The sequence below is a fragment of the Streptomyces yangpuensis genome, assembly GCF_024666385.1.
Classification (GTDB): domain Bacteria; phylum Actinomycetota; class Actinomycetes; order Streptomycetales; family Streptomycetaceae; genus Streptomyces; species Streptomyces yangpuensis.
In genome coordinates this window covers 5,869,340-5,890,754 of the sequence record NZ_CP102514.1, presented here as the reverse complement: position 1 = coordinate 5,890,754, position 21,415 = coordinate 5,869,340, and the positions used below count along the sequence as shown (strand labels likewise).

At 74.5% G+C, this 21,415-nt stretch carries 21 protein-coding genes; 10 read left to right on the top strand and 11 right to left on the bottom strand.

From position 1 onward, the window contains the following. Nucleotides 1-101: 101 nt before the first annotated feature. Entirely contained in the window at nucleotides 102-425 is a 324-nt protein-coding gene (locus tag NRK68_RS26830) for a hypothetical protein (protein ID WP_183068436.1), read from the top strand. Between the two features lie 138 nt (nucleotides 426-563). Here the strand turns inward: NRK68_RS26830 and msrB are convergent, their stop codons facing one another. The 4 genes from msrB to NRK68_RS26810 form a co-directional block, all read right to left on the bottom strand. Next, nucleotides 564-977, bottom strand: coding sequence for a peptide-methionine (R)-S-oxide reductase MsrB (msrB, locus tag NRK68_RS26825; RefSeq protein WP_183068435.1), 414 nt, complete (start codon nucleotides 975-977; stop codon nucleotides 564-566). Between the two features lie 23 nt (nucleotides 978-1,000). After that, nucleotides 1,001-2,398, bottom strand: coding sequence for a UDP-N-acetylmuramate--L-alanine ligase (gene murC, locus NRK68_RS26820; protein ID WP_183068434.1), 1,398 nt, complete (start codon nucleotides 2,396-2,398; stop codon nucleotides 1,001-1,003). A 94-nt stretch (nucleotides 2,399-2,492) separates the two neighbouring features. Then, on the bottom strand, nucleotides 2,493-2,960 hold the full coding sequence (locus NRK68_RS26815; RefSeq protein ID WP_183068433.1) for an indole-3-glycerol phosphate synthase: 468 nt from the start codon (nucleotides 2,958-2,960) through the stop codon (nucleotides 2,493-2,495). A 136-nt stretch (nucleotides 2,961-3,096) separates the two neighbouring features. Further along, nucleotides 3,097-3,879: a pyrimidine reductase family protein gene (locus NRK68_RS26810; protein ID WP_183068432.1), complete on the bottom strand. Its 783-nt coding sequence runs from the start codon at nucleotides 3,877-3,879 to the stop codon at nucleotides 3,097-3,099. An 84-nt stretch (nucleotides 3,880-3,963) separates the two neighbouring features. Here NRK68_RS26810 and zapE point away from each other — a divergent pair, with 84 nt between their 5' ends. Together zapE and NRK68_RS26800 are read left to right on the top strand one after the other, a co-directional pair. Then, the gene (gene zapE, locus NRK68_RS26805; protein WP_373024535.1) at nucleotides 3,964-5,019 is read left to right on the top strand and encodes a cell division protein ZapE; all 1,056 of its coding nucleotides are present in this window, start codon (nucleotides 3,964-3,966) and stop codon (nucleotides 5,017-5,019) included. Nucleotides 5,020-5,083: 64 nt separating this feature from the next. Next, entirely contained in the window at nucleotides 5,084-5,509 is a 426-nt protein-coding gene (locus NRK68_RS26800; protein ID WP_046779505.1) for an OsmC family protein, read from the top strand. 95 nt (nucleotides 5,510-5,604) lie between these two features. Here the strand turns inward: NRK68_RS26800 and NRK68_RS26795 are convergent, their stop codons facing one another. Both NRK68_RS26795 and NRK68_RS26790 read right to left on the bottom strand, forming a co-directional pair. Continuing rightward, nucleotides 5,605-6,687 carry an amidohydrolase family protein gene (locus NRK68_RS26795; protein WP_257856984.1) on the bottom strand — a complete coding sequence of 361 codons (1,083 nt, stop codon included), beginning with the start codon at nucleotides 6,685-6,687 and terminating at the stop codon, nucleotides 5,605-5,607. Nucleotides 6,688-6,726: 39 nt separating this feature from the next. Beyond that, a complete protein-coding gene (locus tag NRK68_RS26790; RefSeq protein WP_257856983.1) occupies nucleotides 6,727-8,052 on the bottom strand; it encodes a cytochrome P450 family protein in 1,326 nt (441 codons plus the stop codon). A 377-nt stretch (nucleotides 8,053-8,429) separates the two neighbouring features. Here NRK68_RS26790 and NRK68_RS26785 point away from each other — a divergent pair, with 377 nt between their 5' ends. From NRK68_RS26785 to NRK68_RS26775, 3 genes are all read left to right on the top strand, one after another. Further along, nucleotides 8,430-8,987 (top strand): hypothetical protein, encoded by a 558-nt coding sequence (locus tag NRK68_RS26785; protein ID WP_257856982.1) that lies wholly within the window; start codon nucleotides 8,430-8,432, stop codon nucleotides 8,985-8,987. A gap of 54 nt (nucleotides 8,988-9,041) precedes the next feature. Next, on the top strand, nucleotides 9,042-10,400 hold the full coding sequence (locus NRK68_RS26780) for an alkaline phosphatase PhoX (RefSeq protein WP_183068428.1): 1,359 nt from the start codon (nucleotides 9,042-9,044) through the stop codon (nucleotides 10,398-10,400). Nucleotides 10,401-10,489: 89 nt separating this feature from the next. Continuing rightward, complete coding sequence (locus tag NRK68_RS26775) at nucleotides 10,490-11,431, top strand: polysaccharide deacetylase family protein (RefSeq protein WP_373024533.1); 942 nt, start codon at nucleotides 10,490-10,492, stop codon at nucleotides 11,429-11,431. A gap of 15 nt (nucleotides 11,432-11,446) precedes the next feature. Here the strand turns inward: NRK68_RS26775 and NRK68_RS26770 are convergent, their stop codons facing one another. The 3 genes from NRK68_RS26770 to NRK68_RS26760 are packed head-to-tail and all read right to left on the bottom strand — an operon-like array spanning nucleotide 11,447 to nucleotide 13,580. Continuing rightward, a complete protein-coding gene (locus NRK68_RS26770) occupies nucleotides 11,447-12,097 on the bottom strand; it encodes an ABC transporter (RefSeq protein ID WP_257856980.1) in 651 nt (216 codons plus the stop codon). Continuing rightward, complete coding sequence (locus tag NRK68_RS26765; RefSeq protein ID WP_183068546.1) at nucleotides 12,094-12,909, bottom strand: ATP-binding cassette domain-containing protein; 816 nt, start codon at nucleotides 12,907-12,909, stop codon at nucleotides 12,094-12,096. Before NRK68_RS26765 ends, NRK68_RS26770 begins: the two co-directional genes overlap by 4 nt. Beyond that, the gene (locus NRK68_RS26760) at nucleotides 12,906-13,580 is read right to left on the bottom strand and encodes an AIM24 family protein (RefSeq protein ID WP_030960459.1); all 675 of its coding nucleotides are present in this window, start codon (nucleotides 13,578-13,580) and stop codon (nucleotides 12,906-12,908) included. Before NRK68_RS26760 ends, NRK68_RS26765 begins: the two co-directional genes overlap by 4 nt. Nucleotides 13,581-13,651: 71 nt before the next feature. Between NRK68_RS26760 and NRK68_RS26755 the strand changes: the two genes are divergently transcribed. From NRK68_RS26755 to NRK68_RS26740, 4 genes are all read left to right on the top strand, one after another. Beyond that, entirely contained in the window at nucleotides 13,652-14,404 is a 753-nt protein-coding gene (locus NRK68_RS26755) for an aminoacyl-tRNA hydrolase (protein ID WP_183068426.1), read from the top strand. Between the two features lie 165 nt (nucleotides 14,405-14,569). Beyond that, nucleotides 14,570-16,066: an MbnB/TglH/ChrH family RiPP precursor modification enzyme gene (locus NRK68_RS26750; protein ID WP_257856979.1), complete on the top strand. Its 1,497-nt coding sequence runs from the start codon at nucleotides 14,570-14,572 to the stop codon at nucleotides 16,064-16,066. Next, entirely contained in the window at nucleotides 16,063-17,127 is a 1,065-nt protein-coding gene (locus NRK68_RS26745; RefSeq protein WP_257856978.1) for a TIGR04222 domain-containing membrane protein, read from the top strand. Before NRK68_RS26750 ends, NRK68_RS26745 begins: the two co-directional genes overlap by 4 nt. Before the next feature lie 103 nt (nucleotides 17,128-17,230). Further along, nucleotides 17,231-18,970 (top strand): alpha/beta hydrolase, encoded by a 1,740-nt coding sequence (locus tag NRK68_RS26740; protein WP_257856977.1) that lies wholly within the window; start codon nucleotides 17,231-17,233, stop codon nucleotides 18,968-18,970. A 113-nt stretch (nucleotides 18,971-19,083) separates the two neighbouring features. Here NRK68_RS26740 and hemQ read toward each other — a convergent pair whose 3' ends face one another. Next, nucleotides 19,084-19,797 carry a hydrogen peroxide-dependent heme synthase gene (gene hemQ / locus NRK68_RS26735; protein WP_030032685.1) on the bottom strand — a complete coding sequence of 238 codons (714 nt, stop codon included), beginning with the start codon at nucleotides 19,795-19,797 and terminating at the stop codon, nucleotides 19,084-19,086. Nucleotides 19,798-19,801: 4 nt separating this feature from the next. Further along, nucleotides 19,802-21,301 (bottom strand): protoporphyrinogen oxidase, encoded by a 1,500-nt coding sequence (gene hemG / locus NRK68_RS26730; protein WP_220819374.1) that lies wholly within the window; start codon nucleotides 21,299-21,301, stop codon nucleotides 19,802-19,804. Nucleotides 21,302-21,415 lie beyond the last annotated feature (114 nt).

Sequence of the window (21,415 nt, the reverse complement as noted above, 5' to 3'; positions counted from 1 at the left end):
GACACCATCCCCGTCCGGTTCCGGCCAGTGACGCCCCGGGTCGCACCGGGCAGCGGCCGGGGTGACGATGGAAGGACGTTCCCTCCCGGTGAGGAAGTCCCATGAACCGGTGCACACGGATCCTCGTTCTCGGCCCCCTCGTGGCCGCCTCGTTCGTCACCGCGCCCGCCGCCCTCGCGGCCGTCCCCCACATCCCGCCGGCCGCTGTCCCCGCCGCGACGTGCTCGACCTCCGGGGTCCTGGAGAACGGGAAGGTGCACCTGTCCGGCGGCGGCTTCAGCCCGGGCCCGGCCTACGTGTACGGGTCGGCCGGCTTCGGCGGGACGGTCGAGATCGCCCAGAACGGCGGTTTCCAGGTCATGAACGTGCCGCCCGGCCAGTACAGCGTCCGGCAGGGCGGCGAACTGACCCAGTGCAGCGGCTGAGCGCGCCGCCCGCGCGCCGCCCGTCCGGGCCTGGACACGACGGGGCCCTCCCGGCCGCAGGGGGCCGGGAGGGCCTGTCGGTGTCCCGGGGGCGCCCCGGGGCGTCCGCGGGTCTCCTCGGGGTGGGTGGCCTGGCGGTCAGCCCGCGTCGGGGGCCGGGGTCAGGCGCAGGGAGATGCTGTTGATGCAGTACCGCTGGTCCGTGGGCGTCGGGTAGCCCTCGCCCTCGAAGACGTGGCCCAGGTGGGAACCGCACGTCGCGCAGCGGACCTCGGTGCGGACCATGCCGTGCGAGGTGTCGGCGAGCAGCTCGACGGCGTCGGTGTCCTTCGGGTCGAAGAAGGACGGCCACCCGCAGTGCGAGTCGAACTTCTCCGAGGAGCGGAACAGCTCGGCCCCGCAGCCGCGACAGGAGTAGACGCCCTCCGTCTTGGTGTCGGTGTACTCACCGCGGAAGGCCGGCTCGGTGCCGGCGAGGCGCAGCACCTGGTATTCGGACGGGGTCAGCTCCGCCTGCCACTGCTCGTCCGTCTTCTCGACCTCGTACGACATGACTCTCCCGCTCCCTCGTTCCGTCAGCTCGACAGGCGGGCGAGGATGGCCGGACCGAGGTCCGTGACGTCGCCCGCGCCCATGGTGAGAACGAGATCGCCGGGCTTGGCCATTCCCGCGATGACATCGGCGACGGCCGTCTTGTCGTGCTCGGCGGTGACGTCCGCACCCTCGGCCCGGGCGGCCGCGATGATGATCTCGCTGGTGACGCCGGGGACCGGGTCCTCGCGGGCGGGGTAGATGTCCAGGACGACGGAGGCGTCGGCGAGGGCGAGGGCCTGGCCCATCTCCTTGCCCAGCTCCTGGGTGCGGGAGAAGAGGTGCGGCTGGAAGACGACCAGGATGCGGGAGTCGCCGGCGGCTCCGCGGATGGCCTCCAGGTCGGCGTTCATCTCGGTGGGGTGGTGCGCGTAGGAGTCGATGACCTGTACGCCGGCGGCCTCGCCCTTGAGCTGGAGGCGGCGCTTGACGCCGGTGTACTTGCCGAGCGCGGAGGCCAGGTTGTGCGCGGGGATGCCGAGGGCCACGCCCGCGGCGAGCGCGGCGACGGCGTTGTGCGCGTAGTGGCGGCCGGGGACGGAGACGGTGAAGGTGAGCATCCGGCCGTCCAGGACCACGGTGACCTCGCTGGTCAGACCACGCGGGGTGATCTTGGTGATCCGGATGTCGGCGTCCTCCTCCTCGCCGTACGTGACGACGGTGAGGCCCTCGCGGCCCGCGACGCGGCGGGCGATCTCGGCGGCGCCCTCCTGGCCGTGGGCGACGACCAGGGTGCCGCCGGGCACGATCTTGCCGACGAAGGTCTCGAAGGACTCGTGGATCTCGTCGATCGACGCGTAGTTCGCGTGGTGGTCGAGTTCCGCGTTGAGGATGATCGCGACCTGCGGGGTGTACTTGTGGAAGGACCGGTCGCTCTCGTCGGCCTCGGCCACGAAGATGTCGCCCTCGCCGTGGTGGGCGTTGGAGCCCGGGGCGTCGAGGTCGCCGCCGATGGCGTAGGAGGGGGCCAGGCCCAGGGCCGACAGGGAGACCGCCAGCATCGAGGTGGTGGTGGTCTTGCCGTGGGTACCGGCGACGGCGATCGGACGCAGTCCGTCCATCAGGGCGGCGAGGGCGTCGGAGCGGTGCACGACGGGGATACCGAGCTCGGCGGCGCGGGCCAGCTCGGGGTTGTCGGCGCGGATGGCGCTGGAGACGACCACGCAGGTGGAGTCGTCGGCGAGGTGGCCGGCCGCGTGCCCGCCGTGGACGGTGACGCCGTGGGCGCGCAGTGCCTCGGCGGTCTCGGAGTCGCCGCGGGCGTCGCTGCCGGCGACCTTCCCCCCGCGCTGGGCCAGGATCTTCGCGATGCCGGACATGCCGGCGCCGCCGATGCCGATGAAGTGGGGCCGTTCCATGGCGGTCGGCAGGCCGGGCTTCATTCAGGTCGCTCCAGGATCGAGTGCGGTGCTTGTGTGCGTCGGGCACTGGGGCCCGGTCGGGCGCTGGGACCCAGCCGGGCGCTGGGGCCCAAGCCTATTCGTTGTGGGCGAAGAGCTTGAGCACGGGAACGCCGACCTTGTGGCGCGCCCGCGAGGCCCAGTCCCGGTGGAAGAACTCCTCCACGAAGTGCGGCGAGGTCAGGACGATCACCTCGTCGGCGCCGGTCTCGTCCACGACGGACTGCAGTTTGTCGAGCGGGTGCTTCTCGATGATCTGCCCGACGGCCTTGGCGCCCTTCTGGCGCAGGGCGTTCAGGGAGTGCGCGAGGGCGTGCGCGGCGGGGCCGAGCGCGTCCTCGCCCTCGGGTTCGTCGCCCTCACGGATGGCCTCCGGGAGCTCACCGAGCGCCACGTCGTCGATGGCGCGCAGCAGTCGGTCCTGGTCGCCCCGGGGTTGCATGAGGACGACGAAAGAGACCGGGTCGTCTCCGTGCAGGCTGGTGACGAAGTCCACGTCCACCGTGGTCAGCGGCTGCTCGATCATCAATACGCTCGTGAACACGGACGCCCTCTCCTTCATGGGCCCGAGGCCGGTCGGCCGGCCCCTGCGGAAACCATCCTGCCCCGCTGTCGCACGGGGCCTGCGCAGGTATATGTGCCCAGCGGAAGCAAAGCGGAACGGGAAATTCCGCCCCTTGTCAGATCCGACGGTAGCTCGTGAACAGGAACCCGGCCTCCTCCAGTACGCAGGCGGGCGCGAGCCGGTGCGGAACCGTGACGGAAGGCCCTCCGGCGATGCGCTGGGCGCCGCCCGCCGTGAGCGTCGGGGAGATCGTCAGGCACAGCTCGTCCAGCACGTCGGCGGCCACGAACTGGCCCAGCAGCCGGGGCCCGCCCTCGGTGAGCTGGCGGCGCAGCCCCCGCCCGGCGAGCTCCCGTACCGCCCGGGCCGCGTCGACGGAGACGCCGTCGCCGGCCACCACCACCTCGGCCCCGGCCGCCTCGGCCTCGGCCACCCGGCCGGCGGGCGCGGCGGCGCCGGTGACCACCAGGGTCGGCACCAGCGGGGAGGTGAACAGGGGCAGCGAGAAGTCCAGGTCCATGCTGGCGGTGATCACGGCGATGGCGGGGGCCGGGCCCTGTCCGGCGGCCGCGCGGCGGGCCGCGAAGGCCTCCCGGGCGCGGGCCGGGCGGTAGCCCTCCTGGCGAACCGTTTCCGCGCCGACGACCACCACGTCGGCCAGCGCCCGCAGGGTGCCGAAGATCCGCATGTCGGTCTCGCCGGAGATGGGCTGGGAGCGGCCGTCGTGCTGGGCGGCGCCGTCCAGGGTGGAGACCATGTTGGCCCGCAGCCAGTGGCCGTCCGCCGCCAGGGCGGGGTAGGCGTAGGCGTCCGCGAGTTCGTCGAGCGACCACTCCCGGTCCGCCCCGTCCTGGCTCCGGGCTGGTGTCTGATCGGTCACAGGGAACAGGCGTCGCATCGGTGCAGTGTGCCACGCCCCGTAGAGTTAAGGGCTGTGTCGACATCACTCTCCACCTCCGGTTCCCTCTCCGGTCGGCCCCCGATAGCCGACGCCGGGCCGCAGGCCCTGTGCGCGCGGGAGCCGCGGGTTCCCGCCGAACGGCTGGTGGCCGAGATGGTGCCGCCGCCGCGGTTCGACTCCGTCCGCTTCGACACGTACAACCCCGACCCGGCCCAGCCGAGCCAGGCCGAGGCGGTCACCGTGCTGAGCGGCTTCGCCGCGGGCCTGGGCGGGGCGCACGCGAGCGGCGCCGGGAAGAGGCGCTGGTTCTCGAAGAAGCCCGCGGCCCCCGCCGCGCCCCGCGGGGTCTACCTCGACGGCGGCTACGGCGTCGGCAAGACCCACCTGCTCGCCTCCCTGTGGCACGCCACCCCGGCCGAGCCCGCGCTCAAGGCCTTCGGCACCTTCGTGGAGCTCACGAACCTGGTGGGCGCGCTCGGCTTCCAGCAGACCGTGCAGACCCTGGGCGGGCACCGGCTGCTGTGCATCGACGAGTTCGAGCTGGACGACCCGGGCGACACCGTGCTGGTGTCCTCGCTGCTCAGCCGCCTCGTGGAGCAGGGTGTGGCGCTGGCCGCCACCTCCAACACGCTGCCCGGCAAGCTCGGCGAGGGCCGCTTCGCCGCCGCGGACTTCCTGCGGGAGATCCAGGGGCTGTCGGCGCACTTCCGGCCGCTGCGGATCGACGGCCAGGACTACCGCCACCGCGGCCTGCCGGAGGCCCCGGCGCCGTTCTCCGACGAGCAGGTCGCCAAGGCCGCGTACGCGACCGAGGGCGCGAGCCTGGACGACTTCCCCGGGCTGCTGGAACACCTGGCCCGGGTCCACCCGAGCCGCTACGGCGCGCTGACCGACGGGATCACGGCGGTCTGCCTGACCGACGTCGGCCCGGTGCCGGACCAGTCCACCGCGCTGCGGCTGGTGGTCCTGGCCGACCGGCTGTACGACCGCGAGGTCCCGGTCCTGGCCTCCGGCGTCCCCTTCGACAAGCTGTTCAGTGAGGAGATGCTGAACGGCGGTTATCGGAAGAAGTACTTCCGCGCCATATCGCGGCTCACCGCGCTGGCACGCGACGCGAAACCCCTGGTGTCCCAGTAGGTTTGGGAAGGCCGGGCCCCTCTCGGGGGCCCGGCCGTTTCCCCACCTCTGCGAAGGGATCACCATGGCCACCACGCGTCACGCGCACACCGTCTGGGAAGGCGACCTGCTGAAGGGCAAGGGTGTCGTCAGCCTCGACTCCTCGGGCATCGGTTCGTACGACGTCTCCTGGCCCGCCCGCTCCGAGGCCGCGAACGGCAAGACCAGCCCGGAAGAGCTGATCGCCGCCGCCCACTCCAGCTGCTTCTCGATGGCGCTGTCCCACGGCCTCGCGGGCGCGGGCACCCCGCCCACCCGCCTGGAGACCAAGGCCGACGTCACCTTCCAGCCCGGCGAGGGCATCACCGGCATCCACCTGACCGTCGAGGGTGAGGTCCCGGGCCTGGACAACGACGCCTTCGTCGCCGCCGCCGAGGACGCGAAGAAGAACTGCCCGGTGAGCCAGGCCCTGACGGGCACGACGATCACCCTGAGCGCCAAGCTCGCCTGATCACGGCGACGGGGGTACGGGCCGCGCCGTGCGGCCCGTACCCCTGCGGCCCGTAAGCCTGCGGCCCGGGCCGTCGGGGCTCGGGCCGCCGCGGCTCAGGCCGTCGCGAGCTGCGGGATCAGGCGCAGCGCGTTGCCGTGGTAGATCCCCCGCAGTTGCTCCGGGGTGAAGGCCGGGTCCGCGTCGAGAGCGGGCAGCGCCAGGTCCATGACCGTGTCGGCGGGGGCGGCGGGCCAGTCCGTACCGAACAGGACGTGGTCGGCCGGCACGTACTCCAGCAGGGTCGCGGCGGGCGCCATGGGGCCCGCGGTGTCGTAGTAGAAGCGGCTCAGGTGGTCGCGTACCGCGGCGGGCTCCACGCTCGGCTCGCAGAACCGCCCCAGGGCCTGCAGGCGCGTGGCGATGTACGGCAGGAAGCCGCCGGCGTGCGGCAGGACGACGGAGATGTCCGGGAAGCGGTCCAGGGTCCGTCTGCTGATCATGTTCACGGCGGCCCGGGTGGTGTCCAGCAGGAAGTCGCACATGAAGTTCGGGATGCCGGGGACCGTCGACGCGCCGGGCGCGCAGCCCGGGAGGTTGTGCGGGTGGGTGTCGACCACCGCGGAGCGTTCGTTCAGCTCGTGGAAGAGCCGGTCGTAGGCGGGGTCCCCGAGGTAGACGCCCCCGTAGTTCGCGGTCACGTTGACACCGACGGCACCGAGCTGTCCGAGCCCGCGGCGCACGGCCCAGGACGACGCCTCCTCGTCGTCCAGGAAGAGCGGCACGTAGTACGAGAACCTGCCCGGGTGCGAGGAGGCCACCTCGATCATCGACCGCAGCGTGATGTTGATCGCCTCGCGCAGCTGCGCCGACGACCGGTAGCGGGCCGGCAGCATCGGCTTGAGGACCGCGGTGGTGATGCCCGCGTCGTCCATGAAGCGGATCGCCGCCTCGGTGTCGAGGCGGGTCCACGGGGGCAGCTGCTCCGGCGCGATCAGCCCGTGGTGCACCGCCCACTCGCGCCACTCCGGCGCGCAGTAGTGGTGGTGCATGTCGATCTTCGAGTGGACCGTGCCCGCGGTGTCCCGGGCCGGCGCGGAGGGGCCCCGGGCGATCCGGATGACCTCGCTGGTGCCCACCGCGGCGATGCGCAGTTCGTCCGCCGGGGTCCCCAGGAGGCGCAGTGCGGGGGTACTCACGGAATCCGTCATGTCAATCCACCGCCATCGGGTCTGGGGTCACTGTCCGGAGGCCACGGCGGCCAGGGTCGGCTCGTCCGGGTCCGCGCCCGGGTCCCCGTCCGGGCGGGAGGGCTCCAGGACGAGCCGGAGGTGCTCCAGCCCCCGGAAGGCCGCCACCGGTCCCTTGAGCCACGCGCCGCGGGTCTCCGCCAGGTCCACCGGCCGCATGTCCGGGAACTCCCGCAGGAGGCAGCCGAGCGCGATCTCGAGTTCGAGCCGTGCCAGGGGCGCGCCCAGGCAGTAGTGGGTGCCGTGGCCGAAGCCCAGGTGCGTGCCCTGGAGGCCCTCGCGCGTCACGTCCAGGTCGTCGGGCGCGTCGAACCGCTCCGGGTCCCGGTTGGCCGCGGAGATCGCGATCTGCACCAGGGAGCCCTTGGGGATCACCGTGTCCCGGATCCGGGCCTCCTCGGCCGCGTACCGGAAGGTGGAGGTCTCCACCGAGCCCTCGAAGCGCAGCATCTCCTCGACCGCCCCGGGGATGAGCCGGGGGTCCTCGCGCAGCCTGGCCGCCTGCTCGGGGTGGAGCAGCAGATTGAGGACGGAGTTCCCGATCTGGTAGGCGGTGGTCTTGTGGCCGGCGAAGAACAGGACCCACAGCGACGCGACCAGTTCGGGGTCGTCCAGCCGTTCCTCCGCCCGGACCAGGTCACTGAGGAAGGTGTCCGACGGGTGGTCACGGGTGTCCTGGATGAGCCGCTCCAGCCGGTGCTGGAGCCGTTCCTCGGCCGCCTTGAGCTCCGCCCTGCGGCTGGGGTCGAACCGGGAGCGGGTGACGACCGCGAACTGCTCCAGGATCTCCGGCCGGTCCTCCTGCGGGATGCCCATCAGCTCGCACAGGACCGCGACGGGCAGCGGGAACGCGAACGAGGCCATCAGGTCGACCGTGCCGGCCCTGCGGCACTCGTCGAGGATCGTCTGCGCGATCTCGGTGATCCTCGGCCGCATCTGCTCCACCCGCCGGGGGGTGAAGGCACTGCGCAGGATGCGGCGCAGGCGGGTGTGCCGGGGCGGGTCCGAGAAGAGCACGTTGTCGTCGAGTGCGTCGAAGAAGCTGCCGTACACCGCGTGGTAGGTGTCGATGGCGCCGCGCATGTCCTTGCTGAACCGGGGGTCCGACAGGGCGTCGCGGGCGTCGTCGTGGCGGGTGATCAGATAGGTGTCGATCCCGTGGGGAGGGGTCAGCCGGCACACCGGGTCCTGCTCGCGCAGGGCGGCGTACAGGGGGTGGGGGCACTGCCGGTACTCCGGCGCGCCCCGCGAGACGGCCGAGACGATGTCCCGCAGTCCTCCGTCGCCGTTCGGTGCCGCATCCCGCTGCGCCATGTTCCGCACCCTCCGTCGCACCGGCCGCCGTGGCCGTGGCCTTGGCCGTCGCAACGGCCGTCTGCGGACTCACCGGTTCCCCGTGCCGGTGCGCCGCGAAACGGCGCCGCTCCCGTTCGGGTGAGCCGCCGACGGCGGTGGCCGGGCCGCCGGCGTACGGAGGTCCGGCCGGCGGCCCGGCCGGGGGGACGGCGGGTCGGCCGCCCGCCCGGCCGCCCGGTGACCGCCCGCCCGGCCGCCCGGTGACCGCCCGTCGGCCGTCGGCCGATCGGCGGTCGTCCGTCCGTGCCGTGTACGCGGCGGACGCGGGGCGGGTACGGCGGCCGGCGGGAAGGGCTGCTGTGCCACCAGCCAGTCCGTCACGAGGAGCCCCGCGCATGGCCCGACGTCTCACCCCCGCCCTCATCGCAGCCGCCTCCCTCGCCCTGGCGGCCGTCGCCGCACCGACGGCCTCCGCCGACCACGGTGCGGCCACCGGCCGGGCCCTGGCCGACCGGGCGACCGCGTACGGGGCGACCGCCAAGTACCAGGTGCACGCCAACGCGGTGGCGGACGGCTACGTGCCGGACAAGTACTGCGTCTTCGACAGGGTGGGCCGGACCGGCGCGCTCGGCTACCCGCACTTCAACCACAAGTACGACAACTCCGTCGACCCGAAGAAGCCCGCCGCGCTGTACTACGAGGACGACGGGCGCGGCGGCAAGCGCCTCGTCGGCGTGCAGTGGCTGGTCTACGACCGCGACCAGAAGCTGACCACGGACGACGACCGCCCCGCCCTGTTCGGCACCGCGTTCAAGGGCCCCAAGCCCGGCAACTTCCCCGGCCAGCCGGTCCACTACGCCCTGCACCTGTGGCTGTGGAAGAAGAACCCCCGCGGCCTGCACGAGACCTTCAACCCGGCGGTGGCCTGCCTCCCCGGCACCACCCGCCCCTGACGTTCCCGCGGTCCCGACGTTCCCGCGTTCCCGACGTTCCCTTCGGAGCCGCCGATGTCCGTCTCCCGACGCAGCCTGCTCGCCGCGGGCGCGGTCGCCTTCAGCGGAGCACTGGGCGCGCTGTTCGCCGGCGGCTCCCCCGCCTCCGCCCGGGCCGCCCGGGCCGGTGGCGGGTACGGGCCGCTGCTCCCGGACCCGCGCGGGCTGCTCGACCTGCCCGCCGGATTCGGCTACCGGGTGCTCTCGCGCGCCGGCGACCCGCTGCGCTCCGGTGAGGGGGCCGTCCCCTCGAACTGCGACGGCATGGCCGCCTTCGACGCCGGGGGCGGCCGGGTGCGGCTGGTGCGCAACCACGAGAACCGCGCCACCGCCGCCCTGCGCGTCCCCGCGGTGCCGGGGCTGACGTACGACCCGGGTGCGCTCGGCGGCTGTACGGCCCTGGACCTCGCGGGGGACGGGCGGGTCACCGGCGAGCGCGTCGCCCTCGCCGGCACCGCCGTCAACTGCGCGGGCGGCCGCACCCCCTGGAACACCTGGCTGAGCTGCGAGGAGACCGAGGACCGGGCCGGCACCTCCGGCTACGACCGCGACCACGGCTACGTCTTCGAGGTGGACCCCGCCCGGCCGCGGCGCACGGGCGCCGTCCCCCTCACCGCGATGGGCCGCTTCGCACATGAGGCCGTCGCCGTGGACCCGTACCGCGGGGTGGTCTACGAGACCGAGGACGCCTTCGTCCGGCCCTTCGGGCTGTTCTACCGGTTCCTGCCGCACCGCCCGCTCGGCGGCGCCGGTTCGCTGCGGGCCGGCGGCGCCCTGGAGGCCCTGCGGGTGCCGGGGCTGGCGGACCTGGCGGCGGTGGACGAGCCCGGGGCGGAGTTCCCGGTGGAGTGGGTGCCCGTACCGGACCCCTCGGCCGCCGGCACCCCGGTCCGGCACCAGGACTTCGGGCGGGGCGGCATCACCCACGCGCAGAAGCTGGAGGGCTGCTACTGGGGCGGCCACGGCGTCCACTTCGTGTCCAGCTACGCCCGCACGGGCGAGGGCGCGTCCGCCGACCACCACGGACAGGTGTGGTTCTACGATCCGCGCCGCGCCCGGCTCCGGCTCGACGTGCTCTTCGGCCCGGCCGCCGATGTCCGGCTGCCCGGGGAGTCCCCCGACAACATCTGCCTGGCCCCGGACGGCGGGCTGATGGTGTGCGAGGACGGCGGCGGGGCGCAGTACGTGTTCGGGGTGACGGCGGGCGGCGAGGTCTACCCGGTGGCCCGCAACGCCCAGGACATCGGCGCTCCGGGGGCCCCGGAGTGGGGGGAGTTCGCCGGGGTCACCTTCTCCCCCGACGGGCGGACGATGTACGTCAACGCCTACACCCCCGGCACGACCTTCGCCGTGACGGGCCCCTGGCGGCGCTGACCGGGGGTCTCCCGGCACCGGTGGGAGTGCCGCGGACACCTACTTGTCACATAGTCATATATTTTGCGTGCGTGACCATTTCTGTGCGCATGCGCAAGGTGACGGCCGCGGCCGCACTCAGTGCCGCCCTCACCGCTTCCCTCGCGGGCTGCGGCGGCGGCTCCGGCACCCCGGACGCCGGCCGCGAAGCCCGCATGGGCACGCCGCCGGCGTCCGCCCCGGCGGCTTCCGCGCCGCCGCCTGCCCCACCCGCGGCTTCCGCGCCCGGAGCCGCGGCCTCCTCCCCGGGCGGCCCCGCCCCGGGCGCCCCGCCTGCCGGTGCTCCCGGCAGGGCCCCGACTCTGGCACCCGGCCCGAACGGCCTGACCCCCGTCTTCGAGCGGGCGAAGCAGCACACGGACAAGACCGTGGCGCTGACCTTCGACGCCGACATGACCTCCGACCAGGGGCCGCGCGCCGCGGGCGGGGAGCGCTTCGACAACCCGCAGCTGATCTCCACGCTGCGCACCCTCAAGGTGCCCTCGACGATCTTCATGACGGGCCGCTGGGCCGAGGAGTATCCGGACCAGGCCAGGTCCATCGGGACCGACCCGAACTTCGAGATCGCCAACCACTCGTACAGCCACCACGCCTTCACGTCCCCCTGCTACGGCCTCCCCGCGCTGGACGGCGCCGCGGCCCGGGCCGACGTGGACCGGGCCTTCGCCGCCTTCCGGCAGGCCGGGGCCGTCAACACCGTCCCGTACTTCCGCTTCCCCGGCGGCTGCTACGACGACCCGGCGCTGCGGGCCCTTTCCACGGCCAGGGTCACGGCGGTCCAGTGGGACGTGGTCAGCGGTGACGCCTTCGCGAAGGACCCCGACGCGGTGGCGGAACAGGTCCTCGCCGGCGTGAAGCCCGGCTCGGTGGTGGTGATGCACTGCACGCGCAGCGCCGCTCCGGTCACCGAGGAGGCCATCCGGAAGATCGTCCCCGAACTGCGCAAGCGCGGCTACCGCTTCGTGAAGGTCTCCGAACTGATCGGGACGTAGCAGTCGGTCGCACCCTCACCCGCGCCGCTCGGCGGCCAGGCAGGCCGCGGCGCCCGCGGCGGCGGCCAGGGCGAGCGCGACCGCGAGGGACGTGAGCGGCAGCGGCGTGCTTCCCGAGCGGGCCGCCGAGGCCAGGGCGGACACCGCGCCGTGGGCCGGGGAGGGCTCGAGGACCAGGGCCAGCAGGGAGCCGAGGGCCGCCGACAGTACCCCGTGCCCGCGGCGGCGCAGCACCGGCCCGGCGGACAGCGCGCCCACCGCCGCGCCGGTCAGTGCGCACACGGCCGTCCCCAGGCCGCCCGCGACGGCGGCCGCGGCGGGGGCGGCTCCGGCCGGGTCGCAGACCAGCAACGCCGTGCCGGCTCCCAGGGCGCCCGCGGTCAGCGCCCCGAGCAGGCCGGTGAGCAGGACCGCCGCGTGGGCCCGCACCGGACCGGCCGCGGCGGCCGCACAGTCGCGGGCGGCCCCGGGCTCGTTGCCCGCGCAGATCCGGACCAGCCAGGCGGCGAACGGGACCAGGCCGGCGGCCGCGTAGCCGAGGGAGTCCAGCACCGGGTCGCCCGGCCGGATCCCGACGGCCACGAACGCCGCGTACGCGACGCAGGGGGCGAGCCACCGCTGGGAGCGCAGCAGGAGCGCGGCCTGGTAGCGCAGGAGTGCGGTCACGGCAGTTCCTCGACGGTGCGTACGTGCCAGGGCGGGCGGGCGCCGAGGAGGATCCGCAGCACCTCGTCGGAGCGGGCGGCGTCCACGGTCAGCACCACGACGCCGTCGGGGCCCGGACGGCCGGGCAGGCCGGGCGGCAGGACGCCCCCGGGCGCCGCGGCGGCCCGGATCCGTACCCGGGGTCCCGCCGGGCCCGAGGACGCCGCCGGTACGAGTGAGGTTCCTTCGAGCCGGTGGTGTGCGTCGGGCACGCCCGCGAGCCGCGCCGGGTCGTGGTCCACGAACACCACGGAGGCCCCGGCGGCGGTGCGTTCGGCCACGGCGAGGTCCAGCTCGCGCCGGGCCGCGGCGTCCAGTCCGGTCCAGGCCTCATCGAGGACGAGCAGCTCGGGACCGGCGAGCAGGGCCTGGGCCACGGCCACCTTCTGGCTCGTGCCCTTGGAGAGTTCGGCCATGGGGGTACGGGCGTGCCCGGCGGCCCCGAAGCGCTCCAGCCAGTGCGTCGCCCGGCGGACCGCCTCGGCCCGCCCGAGCCCGTGCACCCGTCCCAGGTGGGTCAGGTAGGACAGGGCCGTCAGCGGCAGCGCCACCGGGAAGCGCTCGGGTACGTAGGCGGTGCGCTTCGGCCGTCCCCCGACTCGTCCCTCGGTCGGCGCGTCGATCCCGGCGACGATCCGCAGGAGGGTGGACTTCCCGCCGCCGTTGCCGCCTTCGACCCGGACGAGAACGCCGGGCGGAAGCTCCAGGGACACTCCGCGCAGCACCCAGGGCCGGCGGCGGCCGTAGCGGCGGCCCACGCCGGTGAGGTTCAGTGCGCGGCCGCCGTCTCGGTGACCTCGCTCGGGCGGACGATGACGAAGCCCTCGCCTCGCAGCATCAGCTGGACGGCCTCGCCGGAGCCGCCGCGGATCATCGAGCCGACCGACTGGGAGCGGTGCAGCCCTGTCTCCAGCTGGGCGCTCCAGCCGACCACCGCGTCCGTGTCGACGTAGACGGGGGCCTGGGCGGTGACCGGGATGATGATGGGGTGTCCGTCGCAGACGACGGCGAGCTTGCCGGTGCCGGTGAAGACGCTGTTGAAGAGACCGCCGCCGGTCATGCCGGCGCCCTTCACCATCTTGATCTCGTAGGACAGCGTCGGGTCGAAGCACAGCACGTTGCGCCCGTTGACGGTGAGGGCGTCGCCGTGCTCGATGTCGATGATGAAGCAGTTGCCCGCCTGGTGGGCGAACCAGGCCTCGCCCCGGCCGCGTACGGACATCAGCGCCAGGCCCTCGCCGGTGACGGCGCGCTTGAGCATGCTGCCTATGCCCTGCCCCTTGCGCTCGAACTGCAGGTCGCCGCGGAAGGCGACCATCGACCCCTGACGGGCCAGCATCTCCCCGTTGACGTTGTACTTCACGGACTTGGCGTTCTGCAGGCTCATGCCGGGGGTCTCGGCGGCCCGCGCCAGGTTCTCGGACGCGAAAAGATCACTCTTCATGGCTCCGATCCTCGCCCGGGGCCGGCACCCGGGACATCCTCCTCAAGGCGGAGCCTGGCATCCTTGGCGGGATGAGCAGCCAGCACACGAACGACACCTCCGGCGTACCCGCGGTCGGGGCCGACAGTGCCTTCCGGCGGGAGCACGTACTGCGCGACGAGGCCCCGCAGTTCGTCCTGCCGCTGGTGGTGCGCATCGAGAAGGCGGAACCGCCCGCCCGCACCGACGCCCTGGAGACCGCGGCCCGGGCTGTGCTGGTGCTGCTCACCGACGAGCGGGCGCGGGGCGAGGGCGAGTGGGCGCAGGCCGTGCGGGACTGGCAGGACGCGCGGATCCGCAAGGTGGTCCGGCGGGCGCGCGGCGCGGAGTGGCGCAAGGCGGAGGCCCTGCCCGGCATCACCGTCCACGGTGACGCCGCGCAGGTCCGGGTCTTCCCCCCGGTGCCCCTCGACGGCTGGCCCAAGGAGCTGGCCAAGCTCCAGGTGTCGGGCACCGACCTCGACGACCCGGAGCCGGTCCCCGCGGCCGACGGCTCCGCCCTGCCGGTGCTGTGGCTCAACCCGGACCTCGGCATGTCGGCCGGCAAGGCGATGGCCCAGGCCGGGCACGCGGCGCAGCTGGCGTGGTGGGAGCTGACGCGTGCGGAGCGGGCAGCCTGGCAGGAGACGGGCTTCCGCCTGGCCGTACGGACCGCCGCGCGCGAGCGGTGGGCGGAGCTCGGCGGGAGCGGGCTGCCGGTGGTCCGCGACGCCGGGTTCACCGAGATCGCGCCCGGCAGCGCGACCGTCGTCGCCGACCATCCGGCGCTGCGGGCCCGGCTCTGACGGCCTCTCCGACAGCCGCTCCGACGGCCTCCCGGCGGCCGGGGCGGGCCCGCGCCGGGAGCCGGGAACCTCAAATGTTGCTCTGAACGTCCCCTCGTGCGGATTGGCGCTACTGCGTCGGGGCCATGACATCCGCACACGGCAGGAAGAGAGGGGGCGGGGGACATGAAGCCCATGGCACACCTGGGGGTGGGCATCGGCTGGCGGCCGGAGATCGCGGACGCGGTCGAGCGGCTGGACGGCCTGGACTGGGTCGAGGTGGTGGCCGAGAACATCTGCCCGGGCCACCTGCCCGAGGCGCTCGGGCGGCTGCGCGAGCGCGGCACGCGCATCGTGCCGCACGGGGTCTCGCTCGGCCTCGGCGGCGCCGACCGTCCGGATCCGGAGAAGCTGGCGGCGCTCGGGGAGCGGGCGGTGGCGCTGGGGGCGCCGCTCGTCACCGAGCACATCGCCTTCGTACGGACGTCATCGCCGCTGCTGGAGGCCGGGCACCTGCTGCCGGTGCCGCGCACCCGCGACGCGCTGGACGTGCTGTGCGAGAACGTGCGGATCGCGCAGGACGCGCTGCCGGTGCCGTTGGCGCTGGAGAACATCGCCGCGCTGTTCTCGTGGCCCGGCGAGGAGATGACGGAGGGGCAGTTCCTCACGGAGCTGGTCGAGCGGACCGGGGTCCGGCTGCTCATCGACGTGGCCAACCTGCACACCAACCGGGTCAACCGGGGCGAGGACCCGGCCGGCGTCCTGGACGCGATCCCGCTGGAGGCGCTGGCGTACGTGCACGTGGCGGGCGGTGTCGAACGTGGCGGCGTCTGGCACGACACCCACGCGCACCCCGTGCCGCCGGTGGTGCTCGACCTGCTGGCCGAACTGCGTTCCCGGGTGGCACCGGCGGGTGTCCTGCTGGAGCGGGACGACGACTTCCCGCCCGAGGCGGAACTCGCGGGCGAACTGACCGCGATCCGCGAGGTTCTGACGGCGACGGCACGTGACCTGCCGCAGGCGGCCGCGCCGGACATCGCGCGAGAAGCGGCGAGGAACCCGGCGGCCGGCGCAGAGCCCGAGGCCGGGGCGGAGACGGTACGCGGGCCGGAGCACGGAGCCGGGGCGGAGCACGGGGCCGGGAAGACCGGGCAGGTCGCGGCGCAGACCGCGGCCGGGGCGCCCGAGCCGGTGAGCGGCCCAGGGCCGGGATCCGCAGCGAAGCCCGAGGCCGGGGCGGAGCCGGTGCGCGGGCCGGAGCACGGGGCCGGGGAGGCGGCGCGGACTCGGGTGGGGCTCGCGCAGGCCGCCCTGCTCTCCGCGCTCGTGGCCGGGACGCCCGTGCCCGAGGGCTTCGACCGCGCGCGGATCCGGGTGCAGGTGCGGGCGCTGGCCGCCAAGCGGGCCGACGTCGTCGCCAAGGTGGCTCCGGAGCTGTCCGGGATCCTCGGCGGCCGTGCACCGTACCGGGAGGCCTTCCTCGCCTACGCGAAGGGCCGCCCGATGACCGCCGGATACCGCAGGGACGCGCTGGACTTCGCCGAGCACCTGCTGATCCAGGACCTCCCGGCCGACCCGGCGGCACGGCGCCGGCTCACCGCCTGGTGGCGGGAGCGGGCGGGTGCCAGGCCACCGCGCCGCATCGTGCGCTGGGCCCGGGCGCTCGCGGGGAGGGCGGCATGAACGTCCTCGCCGTAGCGATCTGGATCGCCGTCGTCGTCTCCTCCGTCCTGCTCGTACGCGGGCTGCGCCGGGCCCGGCCCGCCCCCGCGGCCCCGGCGGCCGGCCTCCACGACCTGTCCGAGGCCGCGTTCCTGGTGGGCGGCCCCGGCACCGTCGTGGACACCGCGCTCGTCTCGATGCTCGGGGACGGCCGACTGCTCGTCGGCGGTCCCGGCATCGTCCAGGTACGCCCCGGCGCGTGGGCCGGCGACCCCACCGAGCGCGCCGTGCTCCAGGCCCACGCCGGCGCTCCCTCGGGCTGGCTCTACCAGGTGCGGTACGCCGCCATGTGCGACCCGGCCGTCCAGGAGATCGGGGACGCCCTGGCCGCCCGCGGGCTGGTCGCCCCGCCCGGCACCGGCCGGGCCCCGCGCCGCTGGGGGCTGGTCCAGGCCGTCGTGTGCGGGGTGTGGCTGGTGGCTTCGGTCCCGCTGACCGTCGTGGAGTTCGCCCTCGATGCCGACCCCGGCGTGCCGTTCGTCGTGACGGTGGCGCCCGCACTGTTCGCGGGCCTCGTCCTCGGCCTGTTCTGCAGGGCCCGGGCCGGGAACCGGGTCACCCCGGCCGGGCTGCGTGCCCTGCTGGCCCTGCGGTCCGCGTACGGGCACGACCACAGCCCGCATGTGCAGACGGCGCTGTTCGGGCTGCGCGGCCTGCGCGACCCGTTCCTGCGCCGGCAGCTGGTGCCCGCCGTGCGCGGCACCCGGCTGGCGGCGGCCCAGTCGGGGGCACGCCCCCACCGCCGGCCCTCGTCGTCCTCCGACTCCTCGGCCGAGCTGCTGCCGGTGCTGTGGTGCGCGACGAGCGACGGGGGCGGCGGGAGCGGCGATTCGGGCTGCGGGTCCGGTTCCGGCTGCGGATCCTCGGGCTCGGGCTGTGGCTCCTCCGGCAGCGGCTGCGGGGGCGGCAGCGGTTCGAGCTGCGGCAGCAGCTCCTCCGGTTCCAGCTGTTCGAGTTCGAGCGGCTCCAGCTGTTCGAGTTCGAGCAGTTCCAGTTGCTCCAGCAGTTCCAGCAGTTCCTGATACGGCAATTCGGGGTCACGGCCGCCGACACCGGCCGGTGATCCTTTACAAGTGCGGCGCCCGGGCCTCTCATCGGTTCATCCGATGAGAGGCAGGGGCCGCCATGCCCACGAGAACCGCACGCCACGGGGCCGCCGTGGCCGCCCTCCTCCTCACGCTGGGCGCGCCCGACGTCGCCGCCGCACCGGCCCCACCGCCCCCGGAAGCCCCGACCACCGCCGGCACCGCCCGCACCCCCCGCACCGCCCGCACCCCCGACACCGGCGACGCCCCCGGCGCCCCCGACACCGCCGACGCCGAGAGCGCAGGGGCCGCGCTCGTCGCCCGCCGTGCCGCCCTCGCGGCCGCCTCCCGGGGCGGCGGCGCCGCCGGTCTCGACTTCCGCGCCTGTCCCGCCGTCGAGGACCTGCCCTCCCACCTCCGGTGCGCCACCCTGCGCGTACCCCTCGACTACGCCCGCCCCGACGGCCCGCAGATCTCCCTCACCGTCAGCCGGGCCATCGCCACCGGGGCCCGCGGCGCCGCCCGCCAGGGCGCGCTCGTCCAGAACCCCGGCGGCCCCGGGGCCTCCGGGATGTCCTTCCCGCTCGTCGCCGCTCTCCCCGGCTGGGAGCGGATCGCCGCCGCCTACGACCTCGTCGGCTACGCCCCGCGCGGTGTCGGGCGCTCGGCCCCGCTGTCCTGCCAGGACCCGGCGGCCCGCGCGAAGGGCCCCGTACAGGAGCCCGTCCGCCCCTCGCCCGCGTACAAGGCGGAACGACGCGCGCAGGCCCGGGAGTACGCGAACGGCTGCGCGCGCCGGGCCGGCGTGGCCCTGCCGTACTACACCACCGCGAACAACGCCCGTGACCTGCACGTGCTGCGCGCCGCGCTCGGCGAGGACAAGCTGACCTTCATGGGTGCCTCGTACGGCACGTACCTCGGTGCCGTCTACGCCACCCTGTACCCGCGCCACGTCCGCCGGATGGTCCTCGACTCACCGGTCGATCCCGATCCGCGCCGCGTCTGGTACCGCAACAACCTCGACCAGGCACGCGGGTTCGAGGGACGCTGGCGCGACTTCCGCGCCTGGGTGGCCCGCCACCACGCCGTGTACGGGCTCGGCACCACCCCGGAGGCCGTGCAGGCCGGCTACGAGCGGGTCCGGGACGCGGTGGCCCGCACCCCCGCGGGCGGGACCGTCGGGACCGGCGAGTTGCGGGCCGCCTACCTGCAGGCCGCGTACTACGACGACGTCTGGCCGGACCGGGCGGCGGCCCTGGCCGCGTTCCTGCGCGGCGATCCCTCGGTGCTGGCCGCCCAGGCCGCCCCCGACCCGGCGGTGGCGGCCGAGGCCGAGAACGCCACGGCCGTGTACACGACGGTGCTCTGCAACGACGCCCCCTGGCCCGCGGACTGGGGGACCTGGGACCGCGACCACACCGAACTGGCCCGCACCGCCCCCTTCGAGACCTGGGCCAACGCCTTCCTCAACCTGCCGTGCGCCTCCTGGCCGGTCCGCGCGGAGCGGTCGCCGGTGGCGGTCGGGGCCCAGCCCGAGCGGCTGCCGCGGACGCTGGTGGTCGCGGCGGAGCGGGACGGCGCGACCCCGTACGCGGGTGCGCCGGAGCTCCAGCGGCGGCTCGGCGCCGGGGCTTCGCTGGTGACGGAAACGGGGGCCGGCTCCCACGGTGTGGCCGGCGGGCGCAACGGCTGCGTGGACCGGCACGTGGAGCGGTATCTGCTGACGGGCGCCACCCCGGGGTGGCGCGTACGCTGCGCGCCGCATCCGGAGCCCGCACCGGTGTCGCTGGACGACCGGGCGGCGGGTGCCCGCAGGGCACTGGTGCCGCCTGTCGTCTGAACTTCCGGGCGGGATCTCCGGCTGCGTCGTTTCGGGGGCTGTGCCTCCCGATCCACCGGAGGCACTCACCTGACGGTGTGGTCGTCCTCCGGTCCTTCCCCCCAGGGGAGGTATCAGGCGAGCCCGGCCACCAGATCGGCGACGGACTTGCGGCGCCCGGTGTAGAAGGGCACCTCTTCACGGACGTGCATGCGGGCCTCGGAGGCACGCAGGTGACGCATGAGGTCGACGATGCGGTACAGCTCGTCCGCCTCGAAGGCCAGCAGCCACTCGTAGTCGCCGAGGGAGAAGGAGGCGACGGTGTTGGCGCGCACGTCCGGGTAGCCGCGGGCCATCTTGCCGTGGTCGGCGAGCATGCGGCGGCGGTCCTCGTCGGGCAGCAGGTACCAGTCGTAGCTGCGGACGAAGGGGTACACGCTGACGTAGTCGCGGGCGACCTCGTCGGCCAGGAAGGCCGGGATGTGCGACTTGTTGAACTCGGCCGGGCGGTGCAGGGCCATGTTCGACCACACCGGCTCCATCGCGCGGCCCAGCTTGGTACGGCGGAACAGGTTGTACGCGGTCTGCAGCTCGTCCGCGGTCTCCGCGTGCCACCAGATCATGATGTCGGCATCGGCACGCAGGCCGGAGACGTCATAGGTGCCGCGGACGGTGATGTCCTTGGCGGCCAGCTGGTCGAACAGCTCCTGGACCTCGTCGGCGAAACCGGCGCGGTCCTCCGGCAGGACGTCCTTCAGCTTGAAGACGGACCACAGGGTGTAGCGGATGACCTCGTTGAGGTCCTTCGCCTTCTTCCCCGCGTTGGGAATCTTCTCTGGTGCAGTCATGTGCCTATTGTCCCGTGTGCTGATCAGTGGTCGGAGCCAGGGGTGCCGTACGCGTACCGAGCGCGGCGATCACCGTGTCAGCGGCCCGGCCGGCGCTCGCGATGCAGGCCGGAATGCCCACTCCGTCGTAGAGCGCACCGCACACGGCGAGGCCGGGCAGGGCCTCGACGGCGCCGCGGATGCGGGCGACCCGGCCGAGGTGGCCGACGGGGTACTGGGGCAGTCCGCCGTCCCAGCGGGTGACGGTGGAGGCGACGGGACGGGCCGTCAGGCCCACGGCCTCGCCGAGGTCGGCGAGGGACACCTCGACGAGGTCGCCGTCCTCGCGCTGCAGGTCGCGCTCGTCGGCGTAGCGGCCCACCGAGGTGCGCAGGAGGAAGAGGCCGGGGTCGGTGCCGGCCCAGGCCCACTTGTTGCTGGAGAAGGTGGACGCCTTGATCGTCCGGCCGTCGACGGGCGGGACGAGGAAGCCGCTGGCGTCGCCGCCGGAGATGGCCGCGGGCAGGTCGCCGCGCCGGAAGGCCAGGGTGACCAGCGCCATCGAGGCGTACTCGACCTGGTCCAGCTCGGCCGCGGCGGCGGGCACGAGGGTGGCCAGCAGACGGGCGGCGGGCCCGGCCGGGACGGCCAGGACGACGCCGTCGGCCTCGACGGTCTCCGCGGCGGCCACGACCCGCCAGCCTTCAGCCGTACGAAGGACCTCGCGCACGGGGGCGCCGGTGACGATCCGCGCGCCTGCCGCACGGCAGGCCTCGGCCACGGCGAGCGGGAGGCGTCCGATGCCGCCGTCGATGCCGGCGAACACCGGGCCGGCCTGCTGGGGCCCGCTCTGCGCCCTGCGCTGCAGTTCCCGTACGCCGTCGCTCAGCAGGGCGTGCGTGCGGGCGGCCTCGAACAGCTGGGGCACCGCGGCCCGCATCGAGATGCGGTAGGCGTCGCCCGCGTAGACCCCGCCGAGGAGTGGTTCCACCAGCCGGTCGACGACCTCGCGGCCGAGGCGGGCGGCCACGTACTCCCCGACGGCGACGTCCTCGCCGATCTCGGTGGGCGGCAGGGTCCGCTCGGCCTCGATACGGGCCAGGCCCTCGGCGGAGAGGACCCCGGAGGCGGCGAGCGGCCCGAGGTCTCCGGGGACGCCCATGACGTGGCCGCGCGGCATCGGCCGCAGCGCGCCCCGGGTCCACAGGTGGGCGGTGGCGGTGGCGGGCGGCTGTACGGCGTCGGCCAGGCCCACGGCCTGGGCGAGGGCCACGGCCTCGGGGCGGCGGGCGAGCATGGACTCGGCGCCGAGGTCGACGGGGGCTCCGGCGAGTTCGCCCGAGTACAGCTTGCCGCCTAGCCTCGGTCCGGCCTCCAGCAGCGTGACGCGGGCGCCCTCGGCGAGCAGCCGGTGGGCCGCCGCGAGGCCCGCGATGCCGCCGCCGATGACGACGACGTGGCCCGGGGAGCCGTCGGGCCGGGTGGGGCTGTCCGGCCGGTCCGTACGCATGTCCGCTTCCTGCATGGACACATCGTCTCAGACCGATCACCGAGGCCGGACCGTGACCGCATCGGAACCGGCCCGGGACCTCGTGTGCGAAACCCGCGACGGGACCCTGTACGTCGAAACGGCAACACC

What these genes read in the sequence shown, in the direction of transcription:
- NRK68_RS26780 (WP_183068428.1), top strand. Translation starts at nt 9,042, where the DNA reads ATGTCCGTCTCCCGACGCAGCCTGCTCGCCGCGGGCGCGGTCGCCTTC.
- NRK68_RS26755 (WP_183068426.1), top strand. Translation starts at nt 13,652, where the DNA reads ATGAGCAGCCAGCACACGAACGACACCTCCGGCGTACCCGCGGTCGGG.
- NRK68_RS26830 (WP_183068436.1), top strand. Translation starts at nt 102, where the DNA reads ATGAACCGGTGCACACGGATCCTCGTTCTCGGCCCCCTCGTGGCCGCC.
- NRK68_RS26775 (WP_373024533.1), top strand. Translation starts at nt 10,490, where the DNA reads ATGCGCAAGGTGACGGCCGCGGCCGCACTCAGTGCCGCCCTCACCGCT.
- NRK68_RS26800 (WP_046779505.1), top strand. Translation starts at nt 5,084, where the DNA reads ATGGCCACCACGCGTCACGCGCACACCGTCTGGGAAGGCGACCTGCTG.
- NRK68_RS26760 (WP_030960459.1), bottom strand. Translation starts at nt 13,580, where the DNA reads ATGAAGAGTGATCTTTTCGCGTCCGAGAACCTGGCGCGGGCCGCCGAG.
- NRK68_RS26785 (WP_257856982.1), top strand. Translation starts at nt 8,430, where the DNA reads ATGGCCCGACGTCTCACCCCCGCCCTCATCGCAGCCGCCTCCCTCGCC.
- NRK68_RS26740 (WP_257856977.1), top strand. Translation starts at nt 17,231, where the DNA reads ATGCCCACGAGAACCGCACGCCACGGGGCCGCCGTGGCCGCCCTCCTC.
- hemQ (WP_030032685.1), bottom strand. Translation starts at nt 19,797, where the DNA reads ATGACTGCACCAGAGAAGATTCCCAACGCGGGGAAGAAGGCGAAGGAC.
- msrB (WP_183068435.1), bottom strand. Translation starts at nt 977, where the DNA reads ATGTCGTACGAGGTCGAGAAGACGGACGAGCAGTGGCAGGCGGAGCTG.
- NRK68_RS26750 (WP_257856979.1), top strand. Translation starts at nt 14,570, where the DNA reads ATGAAGCCCATGGCACACCTGGGGGTGGGCATCGGCTGGCGGCCGGAG.
- NRK68_RS26810 (WP_183068432.1), bottom strand. Translation starts at nt 3,879, where the DNA reads ATGCGACGCCTGTTCCCTGTGACCGATCAGACACCAGCCCGGAGCCAG.
- murC (WP_183068434.1), bottom strand. Translation starts at nt 2,398, where the DNA reads ATGAAGCCCGGCCTGCCGACCGCCATGGAACGGCCCCACTTCATCGGC.
- NRK68_RS26790 (WP_257856983.1), bottom strand. Translation starts at nt 8,052, where the DNA reads ATGGCGCAGCGGGATGCGGCACCGAACGGCGACGGAGGACTGCGGGAC.
- NRK68_RS26745 (WP_257856978.1), top strand. Translation starts at nt 16,063, where the DNA reads ATGAACGTCCTCGCCGTAGCGATCTGGATCGCCGTCGTCGTCTCCTCC.
- hemG (WP_220819374.1), bottom strand. Translation starts at nt 21,301, where the DNA reads ATGCAGGAAGCGGACATGCGTACGGACCGGCCGGACAGCCCCACCCGG.